The sequence below is a fragment of the Methylobacterium symbioticum genome (assembly GCF_902141845.1).
Classification (GTDB): Bacteria; Pseudomonadota; Alphaproteobacteria; order Rhizobiales; family Beijerinckiaceae; genus Methylobacterium; species Methylobacterium symbioticum.
Genome location: NZ_CABFPH010000062.1, coordinates 1 through 21,622 on the forward strand (window position 1 = coordinate 1; position 21,622 = coordinate 21,622).

A 21,622-nucleotide genomic window follows, 5' to 3' on the forward strand; every position below is an offset into this window, starting at 1 on the left:
CCGCGACGCGCGTCGTGGTTCCACTCTCGCGGGCCCTTCATGCCGCCACCCCCCAGAGCGCCCTCCGCCGCGACGGCCGCCTTCTCGGCGAGCGGGCGCGCGTTCGGGCCGGGTTCGGGGGTCGCGGTCCGGCGGCCGGCCCGGCGCGAGACGGCACCACGCGGCGCGGATGTCGATCCCGTCCCGATCCCGGCGCTCCGGGCCGCCTGCGCCGGCCTGCTCCTGCTGCTCGCCGTCGCACCCGCCCGCGCCCAGAACGCCAAGGCGGAGGCGCCGATCCCGGCGGCGACGCTCGCCCTGATGGCGGCCAAGGGCACCGGCGCGGCGAGCCCCGTCCTGTTCCGGGCCTACAAGAAGGAATCGGAGATCGAGGTCTGGAAGCGGGGCCCGAGCGGCTACGTCCACATCAAGACCTTCCCGATCTGCCGCTGGTCGGGCCAGCTCGGCCCCAAGCGCGCGAATGGCGACCGGCAGACGCCGGAAGGGTTCTACGCCGTCCCCAAGCGCCAGATGAACCCGAACTCGCGCTACTACCTCTCCTTCGACATCGGCTATCCGAACGCCTTCGACCGGGCGCATGGCGGCACCGGCTCGGCGGTGATGGTGCACGGCGTCTGCTCCTCCATGGGCTGCTTCGCCATGACCGACCGCGCGGCCGGCGAACTCTACGCCATCGCCCGCGACGCCCTGAACGGCGGCCAGGCCGCCTTCCAGTTCCAGTCCTACCCGTTCCGGATGAGCGCCGAGAACATGGCCCGGCACCGGGCCGACCCGAACTACGCGTTCTGGCGCCAGCTCAAGGAGGGCTCGGACCGGTTCGAGGCGACGGGCGAGGAACTCCAGGTCTCGGTGGCCGGCGGACGCTACGTCTTCGCGCCCTCGAAGGATCCGGCGAAGGAGGCGGCCGCGGCTACGCGCCGGGCGGCCGAGGAGGCGCGCATCGCCGGCCTCGTGGAGGACGGCTCACCGGCCGTGCGCACCACCTACTCGGATGGCGGCCAGCACGCCTTCTGGGCCTCGCTGATCACCAAGGGCGTGCCGGTGGGCGAGATCAGCCGGCCGGAGGCGCTGGCCTATGCCGGCCAGGAGGTGGTGGTGATCGCGGGCCACCGCCGCCCCGCCCCGATCCCGGAGGCGGTCTGGACCGCTGCCCTGGCGCCGGGCAGGCCGATGGCGGACTGGCGCCTGGCCGGCTTCGTCCCCATCTACGAACGCGTCCCGGACCGCTTCGGCTGGGCTGGCGCCTATGCCGACAGCCTGCCGCGCCTCGTCGCGGCCGAGCTGGCGAAGCGGGACCGGAGCGGGTCCGCGCCCGGTCTCCTCGCGGCGGCGGAGGGGCTCTGAGATGCCTCCACGGCCGCGAAGCCACGACACCCGGGAAAACGCCAGCGTGGCCGGAGACCGTGTGCGGGCACGCACATCGCATGCAACCTGGTGCCCCCACCTGATTGCATCTCACAGAGCGGCGGAGTGTCCGCGCGCTCCCCGTGGCCGGCCCGGGCGCATTGACGCCGGCCTGACGAAAGCGTCCTGATCGATGAGCGGCCAGGACGGATGCCTGATTGACGATCCGATGACCCTATCGAACAGTCCTGCCTCGGGCGGTGCCCTCACCCTGCGCTTCTGGGGCGTACGCGGCTCCACGCCGGTCTGCGGTCCCGATTACGCCGAATTCGGCGGCTGCACCCCCTGCCTGGAGGTGCGCTGCGGCCAGCGCCTGTTCCTGATCGACGCGGGCTCCGGCCTGTTCAATTGCGGCCAGCATCACCGGACCGATCTGCCCAAGGAGATCGATCTCCTGTTCAGTCATCTGCATCTGGACCATGTCGGCGGCCTGCCCTTCTTCAAGCCCGCGGTGTTCGATGCGGAGCGGACCATCAACACCTATTGCGGCAACCTCGACGGCGAATCCGCCGCGACGGCCCTCGAGCGTCTCTACGCGCCGCCGCTGTTCCCGGTTACCCTCGACATCCTGCCCTGCCGCCTCGCGCATCACGGCTTCAAGGCGGGCGAGACCCTGACCTTCCCGGACGGGATCCGCGTCGACACGGTGCTCCTCAACCATCCGCAGGGCTCTGTCGGCTACCGCTTCGACCACGGCGGCAAGCGGCTCTGCGTGATCAGCGACGTCGAGCACACCGATCCCTGGCCGAGCCCGGAGCTGATGGACTTCGTCGCCGGCGCCGACCTGCTCGTCTACGACGGCATGTTCACGGATTGCGAGTATCCCGCCTGCCGCGGCTGGGGCCACTCCACTTGGCAGAAGGGCGTGGAGCTCGCCCAGGCTGCCGGCGTGAAGGCGCTGGCGATCATCCACCTGCACCCCGCCCATACCGATGCGGTACTGCGCGCGGCCGAGGCCGAGATGCAGGCCGAGATGCCCACCGCCTTCATCGCCCGCGAGCGCGCGCTGATCGATGTCGGCACGATCGGCACGCCGCGCCCGCGCGTGGTCGCCCGCTTCGCCTGATCGGCTCGCCGCCTCACGCCTCCTGTGCGCGGCCGACGCGGCTGTGGCGACGGCTCCAGCCGAAATAGATCGCCATGCCGATGGCGAGCCAGATCACGAGGCGCAGCCAAGTCTCGCTGTCGAGGGAGACCATCATCGCGGCGCAGGTGAGGATGCCGAGGATCGGCACCAGCGGCACCAGCGGCGCCCGGTAGGCCCGCGGGGCGTCGGGATGGGTCCGACGCAGGATGATCACGCCCAGGCAGACCAGCACGAAGGCCAGCAGCGTGCCGATGCTCGTCATGTGGCCGAGCTGGGTGATCGGCAGGAAGCCGCCGAGCGCGCCGGTGAAGACCATGAAGAACAGGTTCGAGCGGTAAGGCGTCTTCCAGGTCGGATGCACCCGCGAGAACAGGCCCGGCAGCAGCCGGTCCTGCGACATGGTGAAGAACACCCGGCTCTGTCCGAGCAGCAGCACCAGGATCACGGTGGAGAAGCCGGCGATGACGCCGAGCGTCACCAGCGATTTCAGCCAGGGGAACGGCGTCTGGCCGATCGCGGTGTTCACCGGCGCGCCGTCGCCGCGCATGGCGTCGTAGTGGACGAGGCCGGTGAGCACCCCGGCGAAGAGGATGTAGATGACCGTGCAGATGGCGAGCGAGCCGAGGATGCCGATCATCATGTTGCGCTGGGGGTTCTTGGCCTCCTGCGCCGCGGTCGAGACCGCATCGAAGCCGATATAGGCGAAGAAGACGACACCCGCCGCCCGCATGATGCCGCTCCAGCCATACTCGCCGAAGGTGCCGGTGTTCTCGGGGATGAAGGGCACGTAGTTCTGCGCCTTCACGTAGAAGGCGCCGAGCCCGATCACGACCGCGACGACCGCGAGCTTGATCGCCACCACGATCGCGTTGACCCGGGCCGATTCGCGAATGCCGATCATCAGGAGCCCGGAGGCGGCGACGATGATGACGATGGCCGGCAGGTTGACGAGGCCGGTGCCCGTGGTGCCGTCGGCCAGCGTGTAGGTCTCGAAGGGCGAGTGCACGAGCCGGGCCGGCAGGTCGATGCCGAGCTGGTGCAGGAAGCGGACGACGTATTGCGACCAGCTCACCGAGACCGTGGCCGCGCCGACCGCGTATTCGAGCACGAGGTCCCAGCCGATGATCCAGGCGACGAACTCGCCCATCGTGGCGTAGGCGTAGGTATAGGCCGACCCCGCCACCGGGATCATGCCGGCGAGCTCGCTGTAGCACATGCCGGCGAAGCAGCAGCCGAGCGCGGCGATGGCGAAGGAGATGACGACGGCGGGCCCCGCATGCTGGGCGGCGGCGATGCCGGTGAGGGAGAACAGGCCGGCGCCGATCACAGCGCCGATGCCGAGCCCGATCAGGCTCCAGGGCCCGAGCGTGCGCTGGAGCGTGTGCTCCCCGGCCTCGGCATCGGCGTTGAGCCGCTCCAGCGATTTCGTGCGGAGCAGCGCGCTCCCGGCCCCTGCCGCCATGCCCGTCTCCGACCGTGTCACGAAACCGTCTTCATCCGGGCAAAGCTAGGGGTAGAGGGTCTCTGGGCCAGGGGGCGCCGCGCGAGAATTTTCCCAATCCCCCGCCGACGGCTCAGACCGGCCAGCCGGCCTCACGCCACGCGCCGTCCCAGAACATCCATTCGAGGCGCGTGGCATGGGTGAAGGCCCGGTGCATGCGCGCGCGATGCGCCGGGGAGGCCCCCACGGCGGCGGCATCCGCCGCTGCGATCACCCGGTCGACGGCCTCCGCGAATTCCGCACCGCCATAGGTGTCGATCCAGGCGCGGTAGGGGTTGTCGGGGCTCGCGCGGGCGAGGATGTCGCGGCCGACCTCGCGGTAGATCCAGAAGCAGGGCAGCAGCGCGGCGACCACGACCTCGTAGGGCTCGGCATGGGCGGTCGCGAGGAGATAGCTCAGGTAGTGGTCGCAGGCGGGCGACAGGGGCGTCGCGGCGAAGGTCTCCGGTCCGATGCCGAAGGCGCGGAAGAAGCCCTCGTGCAGGGCGCGCTCGACCACCACCGCCTCCTCGGCGGCGCGGGCGAAGAGCACGATCCCGTCGGGATCCGGCGCCTTGGCCGCGGCGAGCGCGAGCGCCCGGCCGAAGCCGACGAGGTAATGCGCGTCCTGCAGGATGTAGTGGCGGAAGCGCGCGGGGCTCAGCGTGCCGGCAGCGAGCGCCGCGTTGAAGGGCATGGTGCGGATGGTCTCGTAGAGATCCGCGTTGGCCGCCCAGGCCTCGCGGGAGAACTGCCCCACACCGCTGCCGCTCATCGTCGCTCCTGTCCTCGACCTCGTTCTGAGGAGGGAATGGGAGTGGCCCGCCTCACCCCTGCCGCTGCGCCTGCGTCACGGCCACGTGGATGAGTTCGGCCAGCGTCCGCACGCCGAGCTTCTGGCGCATCTGCGAGCAGGCGTTGGTCACCGTCTTGTAGCTCACCGAGAGGTCGGCCGCGATGGCGCCGTAGGATTTGCCCTGGGCGAGGCGCGACAGGATCTGCTGCTCGCGGGGGGTGAGCTGGGTCTCGGGGGTGCGGCGCGCGTCGCTGCGCAGCATCGCGACCTCGGTGGCCAGCCGCCGGTCGAGATAGACCTCACCCGCCCGCACCCGCTCGAACGCGTCGTAGAGCTCGGCCGAGGCGTGGTCCTTCAGCACGTAGCCGAGCGCGCCGGCCTCCAGCGCCCGCGAGACGATGACCGGATCGTTGTGCATGCTGAAGACGAGGACGCGCGTCTCGGGCGCCACCGCGCGCATGCGGCGGATCAGCCCGAGCCCGGCGAGCCCGCTGCCCTGGAAGGTCAGGTCGCAGATCACGATCGGCGGGCGCAGCCGGTGGAAGATGCGGTAGCCGCCGACCACCGTGGTCGCCTCGGCCACCGTCTCGACGCCGGCATCCTCCAGCACGCGGCGGCAGCCCTGCAGCACGATCGGATGGTCGTCGATGACGAGGACCGGGAGGCGCGTGCCGGCGATCCCGGACTTGGTGGCGATGGCGTTCATGGCGCTGCGACCGTGCTAACGTCCTCGGATCCCTCGGAGACCGGGATGCTGATCCGGACAACAGCGCCGGGGCCGGCCTTGTCAAGGGCAAAGCTTCCCTCAAGGGCGCCGACCCGCTCCCGCATCCCCGAGAGTCCAAGCCCGGTGCCGTGCCCGGGCGCGAAGCCGGTGCCGTCGTCATGCACGGCGAGGTGGAGCACGCCCTCCGCCTCGCGCAGGGTGACGCGCACCGACGATGCGGCACCGTGGCGCACGGCGTTGGTCATGCTCTCCTGCACGCAGCGGAACACGGTGAGGTCGACGAGGTCGCCGTAGCCCCGGGCGAGGCCCTCGATATCGGCGGTGAACTGGGTGGCCGGATGCCGCCGGGCAAAGTCGCGCAGCAGTAGGTTGAGGCAATCGGCGAGCGGCACCTGCCCGAGCCCGTGCGGGCGCAGGCGGTTGAGCAGGTCCCGGTTGCGGCCCTGCACCTGGCCGACGATCGCCGCGATGTCCGAGGCGCGGGTGGCGAGCTTGGCGCGGTCGGGCTCGGCCTCGCCCGCGGCGATGCGGGCGATCGAGGCGGCGTTGGCCTCCAGCGCGAACAGGCAGGGCCCGAACTCGTCGTGCAGCTCGAGGGCGATGCGGCGGCCCTCGTCGTCCTGGGCGGTGAGCAATTGCCGGTTGAGGCGGGCATTGGCATCGCGCGCCTCTCCGAGGGCCTCCGCCACCTTGTTGAAGCGGGCGGCGATCACGGCGAGCTCCCGCGTGTCGGGCGGCATCAGGCGCGCGGTGTAGTCGTGCCGCTCGAGCTGGGTCAGGCCCTCGGCGAGCGCGGCGAGCGGCGCGAGCACCCGTCCGAGCACGAGCCAGAGGGCGGCCAGCATCGCGACGTTGATGCAGAAGGTGGTGATCGAGAGGGCGCGGGCATAGGTCCAGATCTCATCGATCTCGTCCATCGGCTGCGTGGTGATGCGGGCCTGCCCGATCGTGCGCCCGCCGACGACGAGGGGCAGCGTGTGCTGCTGGATCGGCGGCGCGATCAGCTCGGCGAACCAGGCGGGGGCGGCGCGCTCGGTCCGGGGCCGGCCGGAGGGCGCCGCGATCACGTCGCCATCGTCGTCGATCACGCTGACCCGGACGTGGCGCAGGGCCTGGAAGCGCAGGTCGAGGGTCTGGAGCAGGGCCTCGGGCGAGGTCTTCTCGGCGAGCCGGATCGTGTCGGCCACCAGCGATTCGACGGTCGCCAGCGAGGCCCGGGTCTCGACCTTCACCGCGGAGCGCGCGTTCAGCACGATCACGGCGCAGGAGACCAGGGCGGCGAGCAGGTCGATGGCGATCACCGCCGCGATCAGGCGCTGGCGCGTCGACCAGCCCGCCCAGGGCATGGCAGCGCGGTGCGTCCCGGGCGCCTCGGGCGTCGGCGCGACGATCGTCGGATGGGCGTTCACCCGTCGAGGGATGATCGAGGCGGCCCCCTAAGTCCAGGGCGCGCCGCCCTTGCCGCCCCGCTGGCCTGTGCGTAGCCAGGAGGCGATGCAGCCGGTGCGCGACCTCATCACGCGATCCCTCGCCGACCCGGAGACGGGCTGGAGCCTCGGCACCTTCGGCGCGGCGGGCGAATTCCACCGCCGGCCCGACGAGCCGGCCGAGCCGCTCGGCGGCGGCCGGCTCGGCCTCGTGACGCGGCGCGGCGGCATCGCCCTCCATATCCGCCCCGATCTGGTCCCGCTGGCCTACGAGACCGCTCTGCCCGGCGGCTGGAGCCATGCGGTCGCGCTGTGTCTGCCCGCCGACGCCCTGCGCGGGCCGGCCCGTACGGCCTGCACCGAACTCGGGCCCGACCGCGCCGCCCTGCGTCCCGAGGCCCGGGCACGGATCCTGTTCGATCTCGGCCTCGGCCTGCGCGCCGTGGATGTCTGCCTGCGCAGCGACGCGCCCGACGTGCTGGCGCGGATGCGGCGGGCCAGCGGGCCGGTCGCGCTGGACGAGGGCGTCCTCGCGGCGCTGCGGGCCGGCCGGCTCGGCCTCGTCTTCACCGGGCCCCTCGGCCGGGTCGAGGTTGAGGAACTCGGCGAGGCGCCCGGTGATGCGCCGGGCCCGCGCGCCTATGCACCCGCATCGGTGCTGCGTCTCGGGCGCAGCCACGCCGCGACCGCGCCGATCCCGCCGGGGCTCGTGCCCGTGGCCCAGATCCATCCCGCGCATCCGCTGCGCGACGCGCTCGGGCGCGCACGGTCCTTCGCGGCGGGGCCTCATGCGCGCTTCCAGGCCCTGCTCGCGCGCTGGGGCGATCCCGATCTTCTCGCCTGGAAGCGGCACCGGCTCGGCCTCGGCCCCCGCCCCGGCCGGGCGCCCGACCGCCGGAGCCGGGGCGCCGAGCGGGTCGCCGCGATCCAGGCCGCCTGCGGGGCGTATCCCGAGGCGGCTCGGCAAGGAGAGCCGCCCGCAGCCTCAGTCACCGATTCTTAATGCTGCGGCCGCTACGACAGGGACACTGGCACGGATAGCTCGGCGAGGCTGTCGATCCTGCCCGAACCGTCGCGGAACCTGCCGGCCGACATCTTTGTGCCGCATTACCCGCGATGAAATCTTCGGCACGATCCGCCTCGAACAACAGAGGCCGTCGGCCGGGTTCGGGGGAGCGGCCGTTTCGATCGGCGTCGCGTCGGAGTCCCCGTCCATGAACGACCTCGTCCTCGATCCGTCAGAGACCCGCCAGCCGCGCGGCACCGCCTCCGCGGCCAGCCGTGCGGTGCTGGCGGGCGGCCTCGGCCGGCTCGCCCTCGGCACCGCGCTCGTCGGGGCCCTGGGCCTCGCCGGGCTCGGCGCCTTCGCGGGCGCCACCAGCCTGATGTCGAGCCTCATCCCCCCGAAGCCCGCCCCGGCGATGGCGAGCCGCCACAAGGCCGCCGACTGGCCGGACCTGAAGGACGGGCTGCCGTCGCGCGCCGGAGCCTCGTCGGGCACCGCGCAGGCGCGGATCTCCCTGCCCCCGGCCGAGCCGCCGGCGCCGCCCGCGACCACGCAGGCCGCCCTCCCCGAGCCGATGCAAGCGGCACCCGAGCCGAGCGCCTTCAAGCCCCTCGCCCCCGAGGCCCCCGCCATCCGTTCGGCGGATCGCGGGGCGCCCGAGGTCAAGCCCTCCGAGACCCGGCCGGCCGCGATCCCGGCCGCCCCGCCCGCTCAGGCCGCGGCGCGCCCCGCGCCACCCATCGAGAACGCGTCGGTGATCGGGCCCACCCGTCAGGCGAGCACCCTTCCGCCGAGCCGCACCGTGACGACGCTGCCCGCGCGGGCCGCCGAGACCGTACGGGCGCGGACCGCCAGCACCACCTTCGCCGCCCTGCCGCCGGATTCCGCCAAGGAGACGCCCAGGATCGAGGCCTCCAAGATCGAGGCATCCAAGCCCGATCCGGTGAAGCCCGAGGCGCCCGCCCTGGATCAGAGCGCCGCCCCGGCCGCGCCGGAGGCGAAGCCGGCTGCGCGCGGCGAGAAGCCCGAGGCGAAGCCGAAGGCCAAGCCGGTCCAGGCCCGCAAGCCCGCGGCCGCGCCGACCGCGGTCGCCGCCGCCGCCGCGCCGCCGGACGAGGCCGACGAGACCGAGGTGTTCGGCATCAAGATGCCGACCCTCTCCGCCACCGGCCGCAAGATCGGCGCCGGAGTCGAGGCGCTCGGCGACGCGGTCAAGAGCCTGCCCGACAAGTTCTGACGGCCGGACGTCGGATGGACCGAGCCCCCGTGGAACGCCGGGGCTCGGCGCCGTCCGCTTGACAATGTTCCTGTTTTGTGCTCATTTGCTTGCACCTGCCGCCCGGCATCGCAGGGGTGATCCTGCGCTGCCTTTCGGGGGCCCGTCCCGGGGACCGACCGGGAGGGGCGCGGACGGCGGGGCGGTGCCCGCGTCATCGGCCTCGGATCCGGCCGGTGCCCCGGGCGGCGTGCCGACGCAAGGTCTGCTCGGATCCGGGCGGTGAGGCGGGCTGAGGAAATGCGCCCGTCCCGACCCGGTTCTGGGGGACCGCCAGAGCCTCGCCGGCCCGACCCACTACGAGGCGGGCCTCGCGCCGGACGGGCGTATGTCAGCGTGCACGGGGTTCCCGTCCCGACAGGGACCGGACCCGGCCAGCGGCAGTCGCGAGGTCGGAGGACGCCGGGACAGACACCGCGACGACAAGACGGATGGGTGGGCTTGCAGCAGGGCCCCTCATCCGCGGGACGCCGGGGAGCCGGCTTGTGCAACGTTGCGTTCAGGGCTCCGCGGCGTCCCGCGTCACCCCGACCGTGACTTCCGGCCATCCCCCCGGCGGATGATCCGCGCGGGGCCGAAAGCACGTGCGCGTCGTGGCGACCGCGGATCGAGGAGCCTCCGGCGGTCGCCGCACAAACCGGTTGCGAGGCCCGGTATGCGGGCATATACCCGTATCCATGTCATCCGATTCGCCGGCCGACCAGCCCTGCACCTGCATCGCCCTGCGCCGGGCCGCCCGCTCGATGACGGCGATCTACGACGCGGCCCTGCGGCCGGCCGCCTTGCGCATCACCCAATTCTCGATCCTGCGCATCCTCGCCCGGCTCGGCCCCCTGCCGGTGACCCGGCTCGCCGAGGAGGCGGCTCTGGACCGCTCGACCATGGGCCGCAACCTCGACCCCCTGGAGCGGCGCGGCCTCGTGCGCCTCGATCCCGATCCGGCCGACCGGCGTGCCCGCATCGCCGCCCTGACCGAGGCGGGGGCGGCGGCGATCGCGGCGGCCCTGCCCCATTGGCGGGCAGCGCAGGCCGAGATCGATGCCCGCCTCGCCCCCGGTGCACTCGCCTCGCTGGCCGCCCTCGCCCAGCACCCCTGATTTCCAGCCTCGAGACCAGAGAATCCGCCATGCCCACAGGGACGAAGACGCGTGAGCCCGGAGGGCTTCACTATGCCTGGGTGGTGGCCGGGGTCACCTTCCTCGTCCTGCTGATCGGCGCCGGGATCCGGGCGACGCCGGGCATCCTGATCGTGCCGCTGGAGCGCGAGTTCGGCTGGTCGACGGCCACGATCAGCGTCGCGGTGGCCGTCAACATCTTCCTCTACGGCATGATCGGCCCCTTCGCGGTGGCGATCATCGAGCGCTTCGGCCTGCGCCGCTCGGTCTGTTGCGCGCTCCTCGTGCTGGCGGCCGGCACCGCCGCCACGGTCTTCATGCGCGCCTCCTGGCAGATGGTGGCCCTGTGGGGCATCCTCGTCGGCTCGGGCACCGGCATGGTGGCCAACGTGCTCGGCGCCACCGTCGCCGGGCGCTGGTTCGGCACGCATCGCGGTCTCGTCGTCGGCCTCCTGACCGCGAGCAGCGCCACCGGCCAGCTCGTCTTCCTGCCGCTGCTCGCCACCATCGTGGTCGATCACGGCTGGCGCGCGGTGGCGCTCACCGTGGCCGCCACCGCGCTCGGCCTCGTGCCGCTGGTGGCGCTGCTGATGCGCGACCGTCCGGCCGATCTCGGGTTGCCCCGCTACGGCGAGACCGTGGTTCAGCCCGCGCCGAAGAGCGGAATCAACCCGGCCCGGCGCGCCCTCCAGGGCCTCGGCATGGGCCTGCGCAACCGCGATTTCTGGTTGCTGGCCGGCACCTTCTTCGTCTGCGGCGCCTCGACCAACGGGCTGATCGGCACCCATCTGATCCCGGCCTGTCTGGACCGCGGCATTCCGGAGGTGACGGCGGCGGGCATGCTCGCGCTGATGGGGATCTGCGATCTCCTCGGCACCACGGCCTCGGGCTGGCTCACCGACCGGATCGACGCGCGCAAGCTGCTCGCCTGGTACTACGGCCTGCGCGGGCTCTCGCTGATCTTCCTGCCGCAGGCCTTCGACGGCAGCCTCTACGGCCTGTCCCTGTTCGCGGTGTTCTACGGGCTCGACTGGATCGCCACCGTGCCGCCGACCGTGAACCTCGCCGGCAAGGCCTTCGGCGAGGAGAACGCCGCGCTGATGTTCGGCTGGATCGCGGCCGCCCACCAGATCGGCGCGGCCGCGGCGGCCTGGGGGGCGGGCCTCGTCCGCACCGGCACCGGCGACTACGCCTCCGCCTTCGTCTCCGCGGGCTTCCTCTGCCTCGTCGCCGCCGCGATGGCGCTGATGATCGGACGCGGCCTCGGCGCCGGCCGGACCGAGCCGGTCCCAGCCTGATCGGAGATTGCGATAGGCTTACATTCTCTAAGAAGGCGTCGGGCGGAGCCCCGTCAACGCGCGGGGCTCGCGGCCTGCGGGCCCCGACGGGGACGCAGGCGTGTCAGCCCATGGCGCGCCGGAATCGGAGGCGGTCGCATGCCAGCGTTGGACAGCGCGCTCCTGGGAGATGGCCGGCGCGTTGCCGGGCGGCCCGAACATGACAAACCGTGCGCATCGGCCCGCCGCACAGGGCGGAAGACTGATACGCACGGTGACAGGACAAACTGCTCGAACCAGTCTCGTGACGCGCTCCGGAAGCGTCCCGCTCGCGGCCTCGGGGCGGGAGCATCGGCCCAGCTCGCGACCGACCGACGACCGCGCCCCATCCTGGATCACGGGTCTGAACGGACCGGCCGTCGGCGCCTACTCAGCCGCCTGTGCATCGGGAGCCTTGCGTCGGCTGCGCGGCTTGGTCGCCGGAGCGCTGGGCTCGGAGGTCTCCTTGGGCTTGCGGCGCTGCTGACCGAGGCCGAGGGCACGGGCAAGCTCGGAGCGCTGCGCCGAATAGCTCGGCGCGGTCATCGGGTAGTCGCGCGGCAGGCCCCACTTCTCCCGATAAGCCTCGGGCGTGAGGCCGCGCAGGGTGAGATGGCGGCGCAAGGTCTTGTAAGGCTTGCCGTCCTCGAAGCTGATCAGGTTGTCGTGGGTGATCGATTTCCGGATCTGTGCCGGCGTGAGCTTCTCGACCACCTGCGCTTCGGACGGCGCGGGGTTGGCCAAGGCGACCAGGGCGCCATGCACCCCCACGATCAAGCCTTGCAGATCACCAGGTGGGATCGAGTTGTTCGCCACGTAAGCCGCGACAATTTCGACAGCCAAGCCGATGTGATCGGCGCTCTGCTCTTCCATGACCAGATCCATTGCGACAGCATCTCCTTCGACCGCGAAGATCGATCGGTCGCGGCAGACGGTCAAGGGTTATATTCATCGGAATGCGAATTTATGGGCTGTTTTCCGCGTGAATCGGGCTCGCGGCGCACAAAATGACCGGAACCATTGCATTGACGCCCCCTCGATGGCGGAGGGCGGATTGGTTCAGCGGCGTGGAGATGTCACCGGCGCGAGTCTGAAAAAATACACTAAGCATATGAAATACATGTATGAATCGCGATATCGAGTCTGCATGGGCGATGGGTCTGACGCCCCCGGGGCGTCGTGTTGGTCGAAGTAAAAATGCATCTTTCGGTTGTGATTTTCAGAAAAACAGAAGCAGAAGTTTTGGGTCCCCCAAATATATCGGGCGTAGGCCGGTGGAGGCCCGATCCATGCAAAGCCGGGCCTGCCGACGCCCGGCCGGCCCATCTGGAGGCCGCGTCCCGGAACGCTGCCGGGACAGCCGCGTTCGCCCGGCGATCATCCCTCGCGGAGAGATGGCGAAACCCATGGCGACTCACATGACCAACGACCTGATCCACGACATCTTCAGCGGCGAGCCGAACCTCACCACCACGGAGCGGGCCGTCTCGGTCGCGATCGGCCTCGGCATGGCGGCTGCGGCCGCGCAGCCGCGGCCGAACAAGTTCCTCAGCCTGGCCGCCCTTGTCGTCGGTGTCGGCCTCGCGCTGCGTGGCGCCACCGGCCACTGCGCCATGAAGGCCGCCGCGCAGCGCCTCTGAACGCGGACGGCGGATCCCGGCGGCGAGGCCGGGATCCGCACGCGATGCGATCGGGCACGAAAAAGGGGCGCCCTCCCGGGCGCCCCTGTCCGTTCGGGCCCGTGCCGGCCTGTCAGAGCGTGGTGGTGCGGCTGCGGCCGGCGAAGAAGCCGTAGATCGCGAGCACGACCACCGCGCCGACGATGGCGCCGATGAAGCCCGCACCCTGGTTCGGCCCGTACCAGCCGACCGCCTGGCCGATGAAGGTGGCGACGAAGGCGCCGATGATGCCGAGGATGGTGGTGAGGATGAAGCCCGACGGCTCGTTGTCGCCCGGCATGATGAACTTGGCGATCACGCCGGCGAGGAAGCCGATGATGATGGTCCAGAGAATACCCATGACAAACCCCTGAGGCGAAGTGCGAGTGCCCACAGAACGCGCCAGCGGGGCGGCAGGTTGCCGCGGGAAGCTTGGGCACGTCAGATTTTCTGAGCCGATCCGCCCGGGTGCGCGCGGGCGCCCTTTACGGGACCGTCCGCGGGTCCCAGAACGGCCACCGGCGCGCCGGTCGAGGCGCGCGATGGAGAGGACGGATATGGCGATCGAGCGGTTCGAGCCGGGCAAGCGGATGTCGCAGGCGGTGGTGCACGGCGACACGGTCTATCTGGCGGGCCAGACCGCGCAGAATACGGTCGGCACCGGCGTGACGGCGCAGACGCAGCAGATTCTGGACGAGATCGAGCGCCTGCTCGCGGCGGCCGGTAGCGACAAGGACCATATCCTGATGGCCACCGTGTACCTCTCCGACATCGCGACCTTCGATCAGATGAACGCGGCCTGGGATGCCTGGGTCTCCAAGACGAACCCGCCCGGCCGCGCCACGGTCGAGGCTCGGCTCTGCGCGCCGGACTATCTCGTCGAGATCGTGGTTGTGGCCGCGAGGGTTCGGTGACGCTGCTGCGCCGCGCGCTTCTCCGGGCGGGACTCGCCGCGGCGCTCGTCCTCGGCGGCGGCCTCGCCGCCGGGGCTGAGGAGCGCGTCGTCAACATCTACAACTGGTCGGACTACATCGATCCGAAGGTTCTGGAGGCCTTCACCCGCGAGACCGGGATCAAGGTTGTCTACGACACTTACGACAACAACGAGATCCTGGAGACGAAGCTGCTCGCGGGCCGCTCCGGCTACGACGTGGTCGTGCCGTCGGGGCCTTTTCTGCAGCGGCTGATCCGGGCCGGCGCCTTCCAGCCCCTCGATAAGGCGAAGCTGAAGAACCTCGGCAACGTCTGGCCAGAGATCGCGGGCCGCCTCGCCGCCTTCGACCCCGGCAATGCCTACGCCGTCGATTACATGTGGGGCACCACCGGCATCGGCTACAATGTCGGGCTCGTGCGCGAGCGTGTCGGCGCCAACGCTCCCCTCAACAGCTGGACCACGATCCTCAACCCCGCATCCGCGAACAGGCTCAAGGATTGCGGGATCATGATGCTCGACAGCCCCGAGGATCTGATCCCGAGCATGATGCCGGCATTCGGCGCCAAGGGGGATTCGAAGCGCTGGGACGACATGACCCTCGTCACCGACGCCCTCGCCAAGATCCGCGGCGCCGTGCGGAAATTCCACTCCTCGGAATACATCCAGGCGTTGGCCAACGGCGATATCTGCGTCGCGGTCGGCTATTCGGGCGACGTGCTCCAGGCAAAGAAGCGGGCGGACGAGGCCAAGAACGGCGTCGAGATCGCCTACGTCATCCCGAGGGAGGGCGCGCTGATGTGGTTCGACGCCTTCGCCATCCCGAAGGATGCCGCCCATCCTGCGGAGGCGCACGCCTTCATCGACTACATGCTGCGCCCTGAGGTGGCGGCGGCCAACACCAACTTCGTCTCCTACGCGAGCGGCGTCCTGCCGGCCAAGCCCCTGGTGAAGCGGGAGATCCTCACCAATCCGGGCATCTATCCGGACGAGGCGACGATGCAGCGCCTGTTCACCAACACCGCCTGGGACGACCGCACGCAGCGCTTCGTCACCCGGTTGTGGACGCGGGTGCGGACGGGGCGGTAGCCGAGCGCGCCGGCACGGATCGCCGGGAGGACCGAGGTCGAGAATCCTGCCGACGATACTGCACTTGATGGGGTCGTGTTAGGCGACTGCTTACCCTCGTCTCGCAAAGACTTGGCTCCTGTCGGTCCCGGCCGGGCGCATTAACCGCGCGCCCACCGCGGCGGCGTCAGAACTCAGGGAACGCGGCTTGCCGCCGCCCCAGGGAGACTCGCCGTGGTCGCCGCCTTCAGCCCCCTTGATTCCGGTCCGCCCCGCCGCATCCTGCACGTCTTCCGTGCGCCGGTCGGCGGCCTGTTCCGCCACGTGATGGATCTCGTCCGCCTCCAGGCCGCGGCCGGGCACAAGGTCGGCATCGTCTGCGATTCCAACACCGGCGGCGAACGCGCCGAGCGGGCGCTGGCCGAGCTCGCACCCCACCTCATCCTCGGGGTTCGCCGGGTGCCGATGCGGCGCAATCCTCATCTCGGCGACCTCGCGGCGCTGCGCGCCGTCGCCGCCCGCGCCGCCGCCGTGCGGGCCGACGTGCTGCACGGTCACGGCGCCAAGGGCGGGGCCTATGCGCGCCTCGCCGTGGTCGAGACCGGCGGCCGTCCGCTCATCCGGGCCTATACCCCCCACGGCGGCAGCTACAACTACCGACCGGGCAGCCTGCTGCACCGGCTCTACATGGCGGCCGAGGGCGTGCTCGCCCGCCGCACCAGCGTGTTCCTGTTCGAGAGCGAGTACGTCGCCTCCCGCCACCGCGCCTATGTCGGCGTGGCGGGGGCGGTGACCCGCATCGTCCACAACGGCATCGGCGAGGCCGAGTTCGTGCCGGTCACCCCGGCCGCGGACCCGTTCGATCTCCTCTATGTGGGCGAGTTGCGCGAGGCCAAGGGCCTGCCGGTACTCCTCGAGGCGCTCGCCCGGCTGCGCGCGCAGGGCCGCCCCTTGCGCCTGCTGATGGTGGGCTCGGGCCCCGATGCCGAGGCGCTCGCTGCGCTTGCCGCCGCCCACGGCCTCAGCGAGGCGGTCGCCTTCGAGCCGGCCCAGCCGATCCGCGCCGTGCTCGCGCGCGGCCGGATCCTGGTCGTGCCCTCCCTCGCCGAATCCCTGCCCTACGTGGTGCTGGAGGCCGCCGCCGCCGCGATGCCGATGGTCTCGACCAATGTCGGCGGCATCCCGGAGATCTTCGGCGAGGCCGCCGGCGCGCTGATCCCCGCCCGCGATCCGGAGGCGCTGCAGGCCGCCATCGCCGCGCTGGTCGACGAGGCGCCCGAGAGCGTGAGTGCCCGGTTCAGGGCACTCAGCGACTCCGTGCACGAGCGCTTCTCCATGGACCGCATGGGCTCGGACGTGCTCTCCGGCTACGCCGCCGCCTTCCGCGCCCTGCGCCGCAGCGCCGAGGCCCCGGCCTCGGTCAAGGTCTCGGAGCCCGCCTGAGCGCGGCTGAGTCCGGGCGATCCGCGCATCCGGCCTCTCCGCGGCGGGTGGCCGGTGAGAGACCGGGATCGTCGCAAGCCCGTGATCGGCCTTTTTAAGGGTTCGGAGAGGTCGGTCCGCGACATTCACACGCGCCGGTTGTCTGGCGGCCCGCATTGCCGCCTCGCCTTGAGGTCTGAGCCTCCAATGAGTGCCTTCGATGTCCGCGATCTGCTGAGGGCGGCTGGGCAGCCCGGCGCGGCCGGCGATACCGAGCTGCGCGCCGGTGCCGTGCCGCTCGCCGAGACCGCCGCTCCGCCGCAGGCCGCCCCGATTTCCGCCGTGGTGGTCAGCGGCCTCGTGCGCCTGTTCGAGTTCACCCTCGTCGCGCTCCTCGGCGCGGGGCTGCACATCCTGATGCTGCGCGGGGTCGTCCCCTTCGGCGCGCGCTATGCCCTGGCCATTGGCGGCGTGGCGGTGCTCGCGGTCGGCCTGTTCCAGGCGGCCGGCACCTACCGGATCGCGGCCTTCCGCACCTTCTTCAAGACCGCGGTGAAGCTCTCCGCCGGCTGGTCGCTGAGCTTCCTCGTGGTGGCGACCGCCCTGGTGCTGGCCAAGGTCGCCGACCATTACTCGCGCCTCTGGCTCGCCACCTATTTCGGCAGCGGCCTGCTGATGCTGCTCTCGGCCCGCTTCGCCCTCTCGGGCCTGATCCGCGCCCAGACCCGGCAGGGCCGTTTCGACCGGCGCACCGCGATCGTCGGCGGCGGCAAGGCCGGCGAGGAGCTGATCGCCGCCCTCGAGACGCAGTCCGACAGCGGTATCCGCATCGTCGGCGTGTTCGACGACCGCAACGACGACCGCTCCAGCGCGGTGGTGGCGGGCTACCCGAAGCTCGGCACGGTCAGCGACCTCGTGGACTATGCCCGCCACACCCGCCTCGACCTGATCGTGTTCACGATCCCGATCTCGGCGGAGGGACGCATCCTGCAGATGCTCGGCAAGCTCTGGGTGCTGCCGATCGACATCCGCCTGTCGGCGCATGCGACCAAGCTGCGGCTGCGCCCGCGCAGCTACTCCTATCTCGGCTCGGTGCCGGTGCTCGACGTGTTCGACAAGCCGATCGCCGACTGGGACGTGGTGACCAAGGCCCTGTTCGACCGCTGCGTCGGCGCCCTGATGCTGCTCGCGCTCTCGCCCGTGATGCTCGCCGCGGCGCTCGCCGTGCGCCTGACCTCGCGCGGGCCGGTCCTGTTCCGGCAGAAGCGCTACGGCTTCAACAACGAGCTGATCGAGGTCTACAAGTTCCGCTCGATGTATGTCGACCAGTGCGACGCCACCGCCAACCGCATGGTGACCAAGGGCGACCCGCGGGTCACCCCCGTCGGCCGCTTCCTGCGCAAGACCTCCCTCGACGAGCTGCCGCAGCTCTTCAACGTGCTGAAGGGCGACCTCTCCCTCGTCGGCCCGCGCCCGCACGCCCTCCAGGCCAAGGCCGCCAACACCCTCTACGACCAGGTGGTGGACGGCTACTTCGCCCGTCACAAGGTCAAGCCCGGCATCACCGGCTGGGCTCAGATCAACGGCTGGCGCGGGGAGACCGACACCAGCGAGAAGCTGCAGCGCCGCGTCGAGCACGACCTCTACTACATTGAGAACTGGTCGGTCCTGTTCGATCTCCAGATCCTGCTCACCACGCCGTTCGCGCTGTTCAGGACCGAGAACGCCTATTGAGGCGGCCGGCCGCGGACATCGCGTCCCGCTCCCGTCCCGACGAGGGCGGCGAGGCGGGATCGGCCGTTCCGGACCGGGGCCCGGCCCTGTGAACATCCGGGACGGGCTCGCCCTCTCCCCTCTGCGGGAGAGGGTGGCCCTTGCGTGAGCGAGGGTCGGGTGAGGGGAGCAAGGGTTCCGGACGGGGCGCGGGTCCCCTCTCCCGTTCGGGAGAGGGACAGGGTGAGGGTCGAGAATTATCAGGACAGGGCTCGACCGCGCAGCGGCATCGGCGTGACAGGCCCTGAAGCTTCTCATCCCTCACCCCAACCCTCTCCCGAACGGGAGAGGGGGCCTGTCGTGGTGCGCACGCGCTTTCGGCCCCGCGCGGATCATCCGCCGGGGGCATGGCTGGCGCGGTCGGGGTGACGCGGGACGCCGCGGAGCCCTGAACGCAACGTTGCACAAGCCGGCTCCCCGGCGTCCCGCGGATGAGAGGCCCTGCTGCAAGCCCGCCCATCCGTCTTGTCGTCGCGGTGTCTGTCCCGGCGTCCTCCGACCTCGCGACTGCCGCTGGCCGGGTCCGGTCCCTGTCGGGACGGGAACCCCGTGCACGCTGACATACGCCCGTCCGGCGCGAGGCCCGCCTCGTAGTGGGTCGGGCCGGCGAGTCTCTGGCGATCCCCCAGAACCGGGTCGGGACGGGCGCATTTCCTCAACCCGCCTCACCGCCCGGATCCGAGCAGACCTTGCGTCGGCACGCCGCCCGGGGCACCGGCCGGATCCGAGGCCGGCGACGCGGGCACCGCCCCGCCGTCCGCGCCCCTCCCGGTCGGTCCCCGGGACGGGCCCCCGTGAGACAGCTCAGACTCGCGCCTGAGCTACCGGGCGGCAGGTGCAAGCAAATGAGCACAAAACAGGAACATTGTCAAGCGGACCGCGCCGAGATCCGTCCCCGTGCCGCCCTATGGCAGGGCGCCGGCCTTCTCCTTGGCCTGCAGGATGGTGTCGCGGCAGGCCTCGGCCTTGCCGGCCTTGTCCTCGGCGCGGGCCTTCTCCACCAGCTTGCGCGCCTCCCCGACGCCGGAGGCCGTCGGCTTGGTGGCCGGATCGCTCGGCTTCACCTGCGGCGCCTGATCGAGGGCCTTCGGCGAGTTCGAGGAGGTCGGGCCGCCCGGCGGCACCGTGCCGGTCACCTGCGCGGCACCGGCGCTGTCGAGGCGGCGCTCCAGGGTCGCGATCTCGTCCGCGCACGAGGTGGCGAGGGCGGGCGCGGCGCTCGCCAGGACCATCAGGCCAGCCAGGGTGGTCGTCATTCGCATCGGGCGTCTCTCCGTCTGATTGCCGGCGCTCCGGGGGCGAAGCGCGCGCGTCGCGGTGGCAATCGGACGGTCGGGGCCGCCGTTCCCGAGACCTGAGGCCGCAGGCGGTCCCGCCCGACGCACTCGCCCGGATCGGTCATCCGCGCGGGAACGACCAGATCTGTCGGCCCGGTCCGGGCTTCGGCAGCGATGATCGGGTGGAATAATGAATACAGCTTGAGCGTTCGACAAGGAGAGGCCTGCGATGCGCCGGCCTGATCGCCGGCCTGATCCTTATCCGACCTGTCGCGACGGGGTATCCTTTGACGCGCTCGGCTCTCTATGCCTGTCCATGCGCGGCTCTTCTGGCCGCCTGCCCCGCTCCGACTCCGGCCCAGGAGGCGCCGGTCTTCTCGGCAACACCCCGGGAGCCGCGCTTCCTGCTGCACGAGGCGCTCGGCCGGCCGGATTCCTGGCGCATCAGCGGCTCGTTCCGGCCCCGCGTCGAGGGCATCGCCAACCAGTTCCGGCCCCCGAGCTTTGCCCGGGACGACATCCTCAACTCCTATCTCACCACGCTGTTCATGGAATACCGGGCCGGCCCGGTCCGCATCGGCGGCGAACTGTTCGACAGCCGCGGCTATTTCCAGAGGCGGAACTCCTCGGCCTTCACCACGGAGATCAACGCCCTGGAGCCGGGCCAGGCCTATCTCGCCCTCGATCTCGGCGCGGTCGCGGGCGGGACGGGCAGCCTCACCCTCGGCCGCTTCACCAAGAACATCGGCTCGCGCCGGCTCGTCTCCCGGCAGCAGTTCCGCAACACCATCAACGCCTTCACCGGCCTGTCCTACGATTGGCAGAACCCGGGCAAGGACCGGCTCACCGTGCTGTGGACCCTGCCCCACACGCGCCTGCCCGACGACCCCGAGGGCCTCCGTGACAACGGGATCGCCTTCGACCGCGAGAGCCTCGACCTGCACTTGTTCGGCGCCTCCTACACCAAGGCCGGCGTGCTCGGCGGCGCCCTGGAGGTCTACGGCTACGGCCTGCTGGAGCGGGATTCGGGCACCGGCCTGCGCTCGGTGCAGACGCGCGACCGCCGTCTCTTCACCCCCGGCATCCGGCTGGCGCGCGCGCCTGCGCCCGGGCAGGTCGACTACGATCTCGAGGCGATCTACCAGACCGGCCTCGCCCGCGAGACGGCCGCCGCCACGGACCGGACCGACCTCGGCGTGTCGGCCTATTTCCTCCACGCGGAGGCCGGCTACACCGTCGATGCCCGCTGGCGGCCCCGGATCGCCCTGCACTACGATCAGGCGAGCGGCGACCGCGGACGGGGCTCCTTCGGGCGCTTCGACACCCTGTTCGGCGCCCGCCGCTTCGAGTACGGCCCGACCGGGCTCTACGGGCCGGTGCAGCGGGCGAACCTGATCTCGCCGGCGCTGCGCCTGGAGGTGACGCCGAGCCGGACCTGGGACGCCTTCGTCGCCTACCGGCCGCTCTGGCTCGAGAGCGCCACCGACGCCTTCGGCGCGACCCTGATCCGCGACCGGACCGGCCGCTCCGGCCGCTTCGCCGGCCAGCAGATCGAGGCCCGGCTGCGCACCTGGATCGTCCCCGATGCGATGCTGCTCGACATGGGCGCCGCCTACCTGATCAAGGGCCGCTTCCTGCGCGACGCCCCCAACGCGCCCGGGACCGGGAACACCTTCTACGGCTATCTCAACACCACGTTCTTCTTCTGAGGGGCGTCGGGCTGACCGTACAGGTCCGGGCTTATCGTCGATCCGATCCTCGACCCCAGGATGAGGTCGCGGTTGGGATGAACGGATAGCGGCAGCCCATCCGGCTCGAACCTGCTGGACATGCGAAGGCCCCGCGGATCCTCCGATCCG

General features: G+C 71.3%; 19 protein-coding genes. 12 read left to right on the forward strand and 7 right to left on the reverse strand.

Annotation, left to right across the window (positions count from 1 at the left end; all coding sequences use genetic code 11):
* The first annotated feature begins 216 nt into the window (after positions 1 to 216).
* Complete coding sequence (locus MET9862_RS18915; RefSeq protein WP_185156931.1) at positions 217 to 1,344, forward strand: L,D-transpeptidase family protein; 1,128 nt, start codon at positions 217 to 219, stop codon at positions 1,342 to 1,344.
* A 229-nt stretch (positions 1,345 to 1,573) separates the two neighbouring features.
* A complete protein-coding gene (locus tag MET9862_RS18920; RefSeq protein ID WP_142584446.1) occupies positions 1,574 to 2,470 on the forward strand; it encodes an MBL fold metallo-hydrolase in 897 nt (298 codons plus the stop codon).
* Between the two features lie 13 nt (positions 2,471 to 2,483).
* On the opposite strand, the gene MET9862_RS18925 is transcribed toward MET9862_RS18920, so the two are convergent.
* The 4 genes from MET9862_RS18925 to MET9862_RS18940 all read right to left on the reverse strand — a co-directional run bounded on the left by MET9862_RS18925 (position 2,484) and on the right by MET9862_RS18940 (position 6,840).
* The gene (locus MET9862_RS18925) at positions 2,484 to 3,953 is read right to left on the reverse strand and encodes an amino acid permease (protein ID WP_142584447.1); all 1,470 of its coding nucleotides are present in this window, start codon (positions 3,951 to 3,953) and stop codon (positions 2,484 to 2,486) included.
* A gap of 112 nt (positions 3,954 to 4,065) precedes the next feature.
* Entirely contained in the window at positions 4,066 to 4,746 is a 681-nt protein-coding gene (tenA, locus tag MET9862_RS18930; RefSeq protein ID WP_142584448.1) for a thiaminase II, read from the reverse strand.
* A 52-nt stretch (positions 4,747 to 4,798) separates the two neighbouring features.
* The gene (locus MET9862_RS18935) at positions 4,799 to 5,473 is read right to left on the reverse strand and encodes a response regulator (protein ID WP_142584449.1); all 675 of its coding nucleotides are present in this window, start codon (positions 5,471 to 5,473) and stop codon (positions 4,799 to 4,801) included.
* On the reverse strand, positions 5,470 to 6,840 hold the full coding sequence (locus tag MET9862_RS18940) for an ATP-binding protein (protein WP_142584469.1): 1,371 nt from the start codon (positions 6,838 to 6,840) through the stop codon (positions 5,470 to 5,472). The genes MET9862_RS18935 and MET9862_RS18940 overlap by 4 nt, the downstream gene beginning before the upstream one ends.
* A 157-nt stretch (positions 6,841 to 6,997) precedes the next feature.
* Here MET9862_RS18940 and MET9862_RS18945 point away from each other — a divergent pair, with 157 nt between their 5' ends.
* The 4 genes from MET9862_RS18945 (at position 6,998) to MET9862_RS18960 (ending at position 11,616) form a co-directional block, all read left to right on the forward strand.
* Complete coding sequence (locus tag MET9862_RS18945) at positions 6,998 to 7,924, forward strand: DUF6925 family protein (RefSeq protein ID WP_185156930.1); 927 nt, start codon at positions 6,998 to 7,000, stop codon at positions 7,922 to 7,924.
* A gap of 211 nt (positions 7,925 to 8,135) precedes the next feature.
* Complete coding sequence (locus tag MET9862_RS18950) at positions 8,136 to 9,164, forward strand: hypothetical protein (RefSeq protein WP_142584450.1); 1,029 nt, start codon at positions 8,136 to 8,138, stop codon at positions 9,162 to 9,164.
* Positions 9,165 to 9,880: 716 nt separating this feature from the next.
* Entirely contained in the window at positions 9,881 to 10,300 is a 420-nt protein-coding gene (locus tag MET9862_RS18955) for a MarR family winged helix-turn-helix transcriptional regulator (RefSeq protein WP_142584451.1), read from the forward strand.
* 29 nt (positions 10,301 to 10,329) lie between these two features.
* The gene (locus MET9862_RS18960) at positions 10,330 to 11,616 is read left to right on the forward strand and encodes an MFS transporter (RefSeq protein ID WP_142584452.1); all 1,287 of its coding nucleotides are present in this window, start codon (positions 10,330 to 10,332) and stop codon (positions 11,614 to 11,616) included.
* Positions 11,617 to 12,021: 405 nt separating this feature from the next.
* Here the strand turns inward: MET9862_RS18960 and MET9862_RS18965 are convergent, their stop codons facing one another.
* Positions 12,022 to 12,519: a Ros/MucR family transcriptional regulator gene (locus MET9862_RS18965; RefSeq protein WP_142584453.1), complete on the reverse strand. Its 498-nt coding sequence runs from the start codon at positions 12,517 to 12,519 to the stop codon at positions 12,022 to 12,024.
* A gap of 533 nt (positions 12,520 to 13,052) precedes the next feature.
* Between MET9862_RS18965 and MET9862_RS18970 the strand changes: the two genes are divergently transcribed.
* Positions 13,053 to 13,274 carry a YgaP family membrane protein gene (locus MET9862_RS18970; RefSeq protein WP_142584470.1) on the forward strand — a complete coding sequence of 74 codons (222 nt, stop codon included), beginning with the start codon at positions 13,053 to 13,055 and terminating at the stop codon, positions 13,272 to 13,274.
* Positions 13,275 to 13,386: 112 nt separating this feature from the next.
* Here the strand turns inward: MET9862_RS18970 and MET9862_RS18975 are convergent, their stop codons facing one another.
* Complete coding sequence (locus tag MET9862_RS18975) at positions 13,387 to 13,653, reverse strand: GlsB/YeaQ/YmgE family stress response membrane protein (RefSeq protein ID WP_142584454.1); 267 nt, start codon at positions 13,651 to 13,653, stop codon at positions 13,387 to 13,389.
* Between the two features lie 196 nt (positions 13,654 to 13,849).
* On the opposite strand from MET9862_RS18975, the gene MET9862_RS18980 reads away from it, so the two are divergent.
* The 4 genes from MET9862_RS18980 (at position 13,850) to MET9862_RS18995 (ending at position 18,447) form a co-directional block, all read left to right on the forward strand.
* On the forward strand, positions 13,850 to 14,206 hold the full coding sequence (locus MET9862_RS18980) for a RidA family protein (protein ID WP_142584455.1): 357 nt from the start codon (positions 13,850 to 13,852) through the stop codon (positions 14,204 to 14,206).
* A 2-nt stretch (positions 14,207 to 14,208) separates the two neighbouring features.
* Positions 14,209 to 15,312, forward strand: a complete 1,104-nt coding sequence (locus MET9862_RS18985) for a polyamine ABC transporter substrate-binding protein (protein WP_142584471.1) — start codon at positions 14,209 to 14,211, stop codon at positions 15,310 to 15,312.
* Positions 15,313 to 15,525: 213 nt separating this feature from the next.
* Complete coding sequence (locus MET9862_RS18990) at positions 15,526 to 16,734, forward strand: glycosyltransferase family 4 protein (RefSeq protein ID WP_244612794.1); 1,209 nt, start codon at positions 15,526 to 15,528, stop codon at positions 16,732 to 16,734.
* Positions 16,735 to 16,920: 186 nt separating this feature from the next.
* Entirely contained in the window at positions 16,921 to 18,447 is a 1,527-nt protein-coding gene (locus MET9862_RS18995; RefSeq protein WP_142584456.1) for an undecaprenyl-phosphate glucose phosphotransferase, read from the forward strand.
* Between the two features lie 944 nt (positions 18,448 to 19,391).
* Here the strand turns inward: MET9862_RS18995 and MET9862_RS19005 are convergent.
* The gene (locus MET9862_RS19005) at positions 19,392 to 19,748 is read right to left on the reverse strand and encodes a hypothetical protein (RefSeq protein WP_142584457.1); all 357 of its coding nucleotides are present in this window, start codon (positions 19,746 to 19,748) and stop codon (positions 19,392 to 19,394) included.
* 344 nt (positions 19,749 to 20,092) lie between these two features.
* On the opposite strand from MET9862_RS19005, the gene MET9862_RS19010 reads away from it, so the two are divergent.
* Entirely contained in the window at positions 20,093 to 21,472 is a 1,380-nt protein-coding gene (locus MET9862_RS19010) for an alginate export family protein (RefSeq protein WP_244612798.1), read from the forward strand.
* Positions 21,473 to 21,622 lie beyond the last annotated feature (150 nt).

Bases quoted from the DNA above. Each gene is read 5' to 3' on its own strand.
- MET9862_RS18950 (WP_142584450.1), top strand. From the start codon at position 8,136: ATGAACGACCTCGTCCTCGATCCGTCAGAGACCCGCCAGCCGCGCGGC.
- MET9862_RS18920 (WP_142584446.1), top strand. From the start codon at position 1,574: ATGACCCTATCGAACAGTCCTGCCTCGGGCGGTGCCCTCACCCTGCGC.
- MET9862_RS18995 (WP_142584456.1), top strand. From the start codon at position 16,921: ATGAGTGCCTTCGATGTCCGCGATCTGCTGAGGGCGGCTGGGCAGCCC.
- MET9862_RS19005 (WP_142584457.1), bottom strand. From the start codon at position 19,748: ATGCGAATGACGACCACCCTGGCTGGCCTGATGGTCCTGGCGAGCGCC.
- MET9862_RS18940 (WP_142584469.1), bottom strand. From the start codon at position 6,840: ATGCCCTGGGCGGGCTGGTCGACGCGCCAGCGCCTGATCGCGGCGGTG.
- MET9862_RS18975 (WP_142584454.1), bottom strand. From the start codon at position 13,653: ATGGGTATTCTCTGGACCATCATCATCGGCTTCCTCGCCGGCGTGATC.
- MET9862_RS18970 (WP_142584470.1), top strand. From the start codon at position 13,053: ATGACCAACGACCTGATCCACGACATCTTCAGCGGCGAGCCGAACCTC.
- MET9862_RS18935 (WP_142584449.1), bottom strand. From the start codon at position 5,473: ATGAACGCCATCGCCACCAAGTCCGGGATCGCCGGCACGCGCCTCCCG.
- MET9862_RS18925 (WP_142584447.1), bottom strand. From the start codon at position 3,953: ATGGCGGCAGGGGCCGGGAGCGCGCTGCTCCGCACGAAATCGCTGGAG.
- tenA (WP_142584448.1), bottom strand. From the start codon at position 4,746: ATGAGCGGCAGCGGTGTGGGGCAGTTCTCCCGCGAGGCCTGGGCGGCC.
- MET9862_RS18960 (WP_142584452.1), top strand. From the start codon at position 10,330: ATGCCCACAGGGACGAAGACGCGTGAGCCCGGAGGGCTTCACTATGCC.
- MET9862_RS18980 (WP_142584455.1), top strand. From the start codon at position 13,850: ATGGCGATCGAGCGGTTCGAGCCGGGCAAGCGGATGTCGCAGGCGGTG.
- MET9862_RS18965 (WP_142584453.1), bottom strand. From the start codon at position 12,519: ATGGATCTGGTCATGGAAGAGCAGAGCGCCGATCACATCGGCTTGGCT.
- MET9862_RS18955 (WP_142584451.1), top strand. From the start codon at position 9,881: ATGTCATCCGATTCGCCGGCCGACCAGCCCTGCACCTGCATCGCCCTG.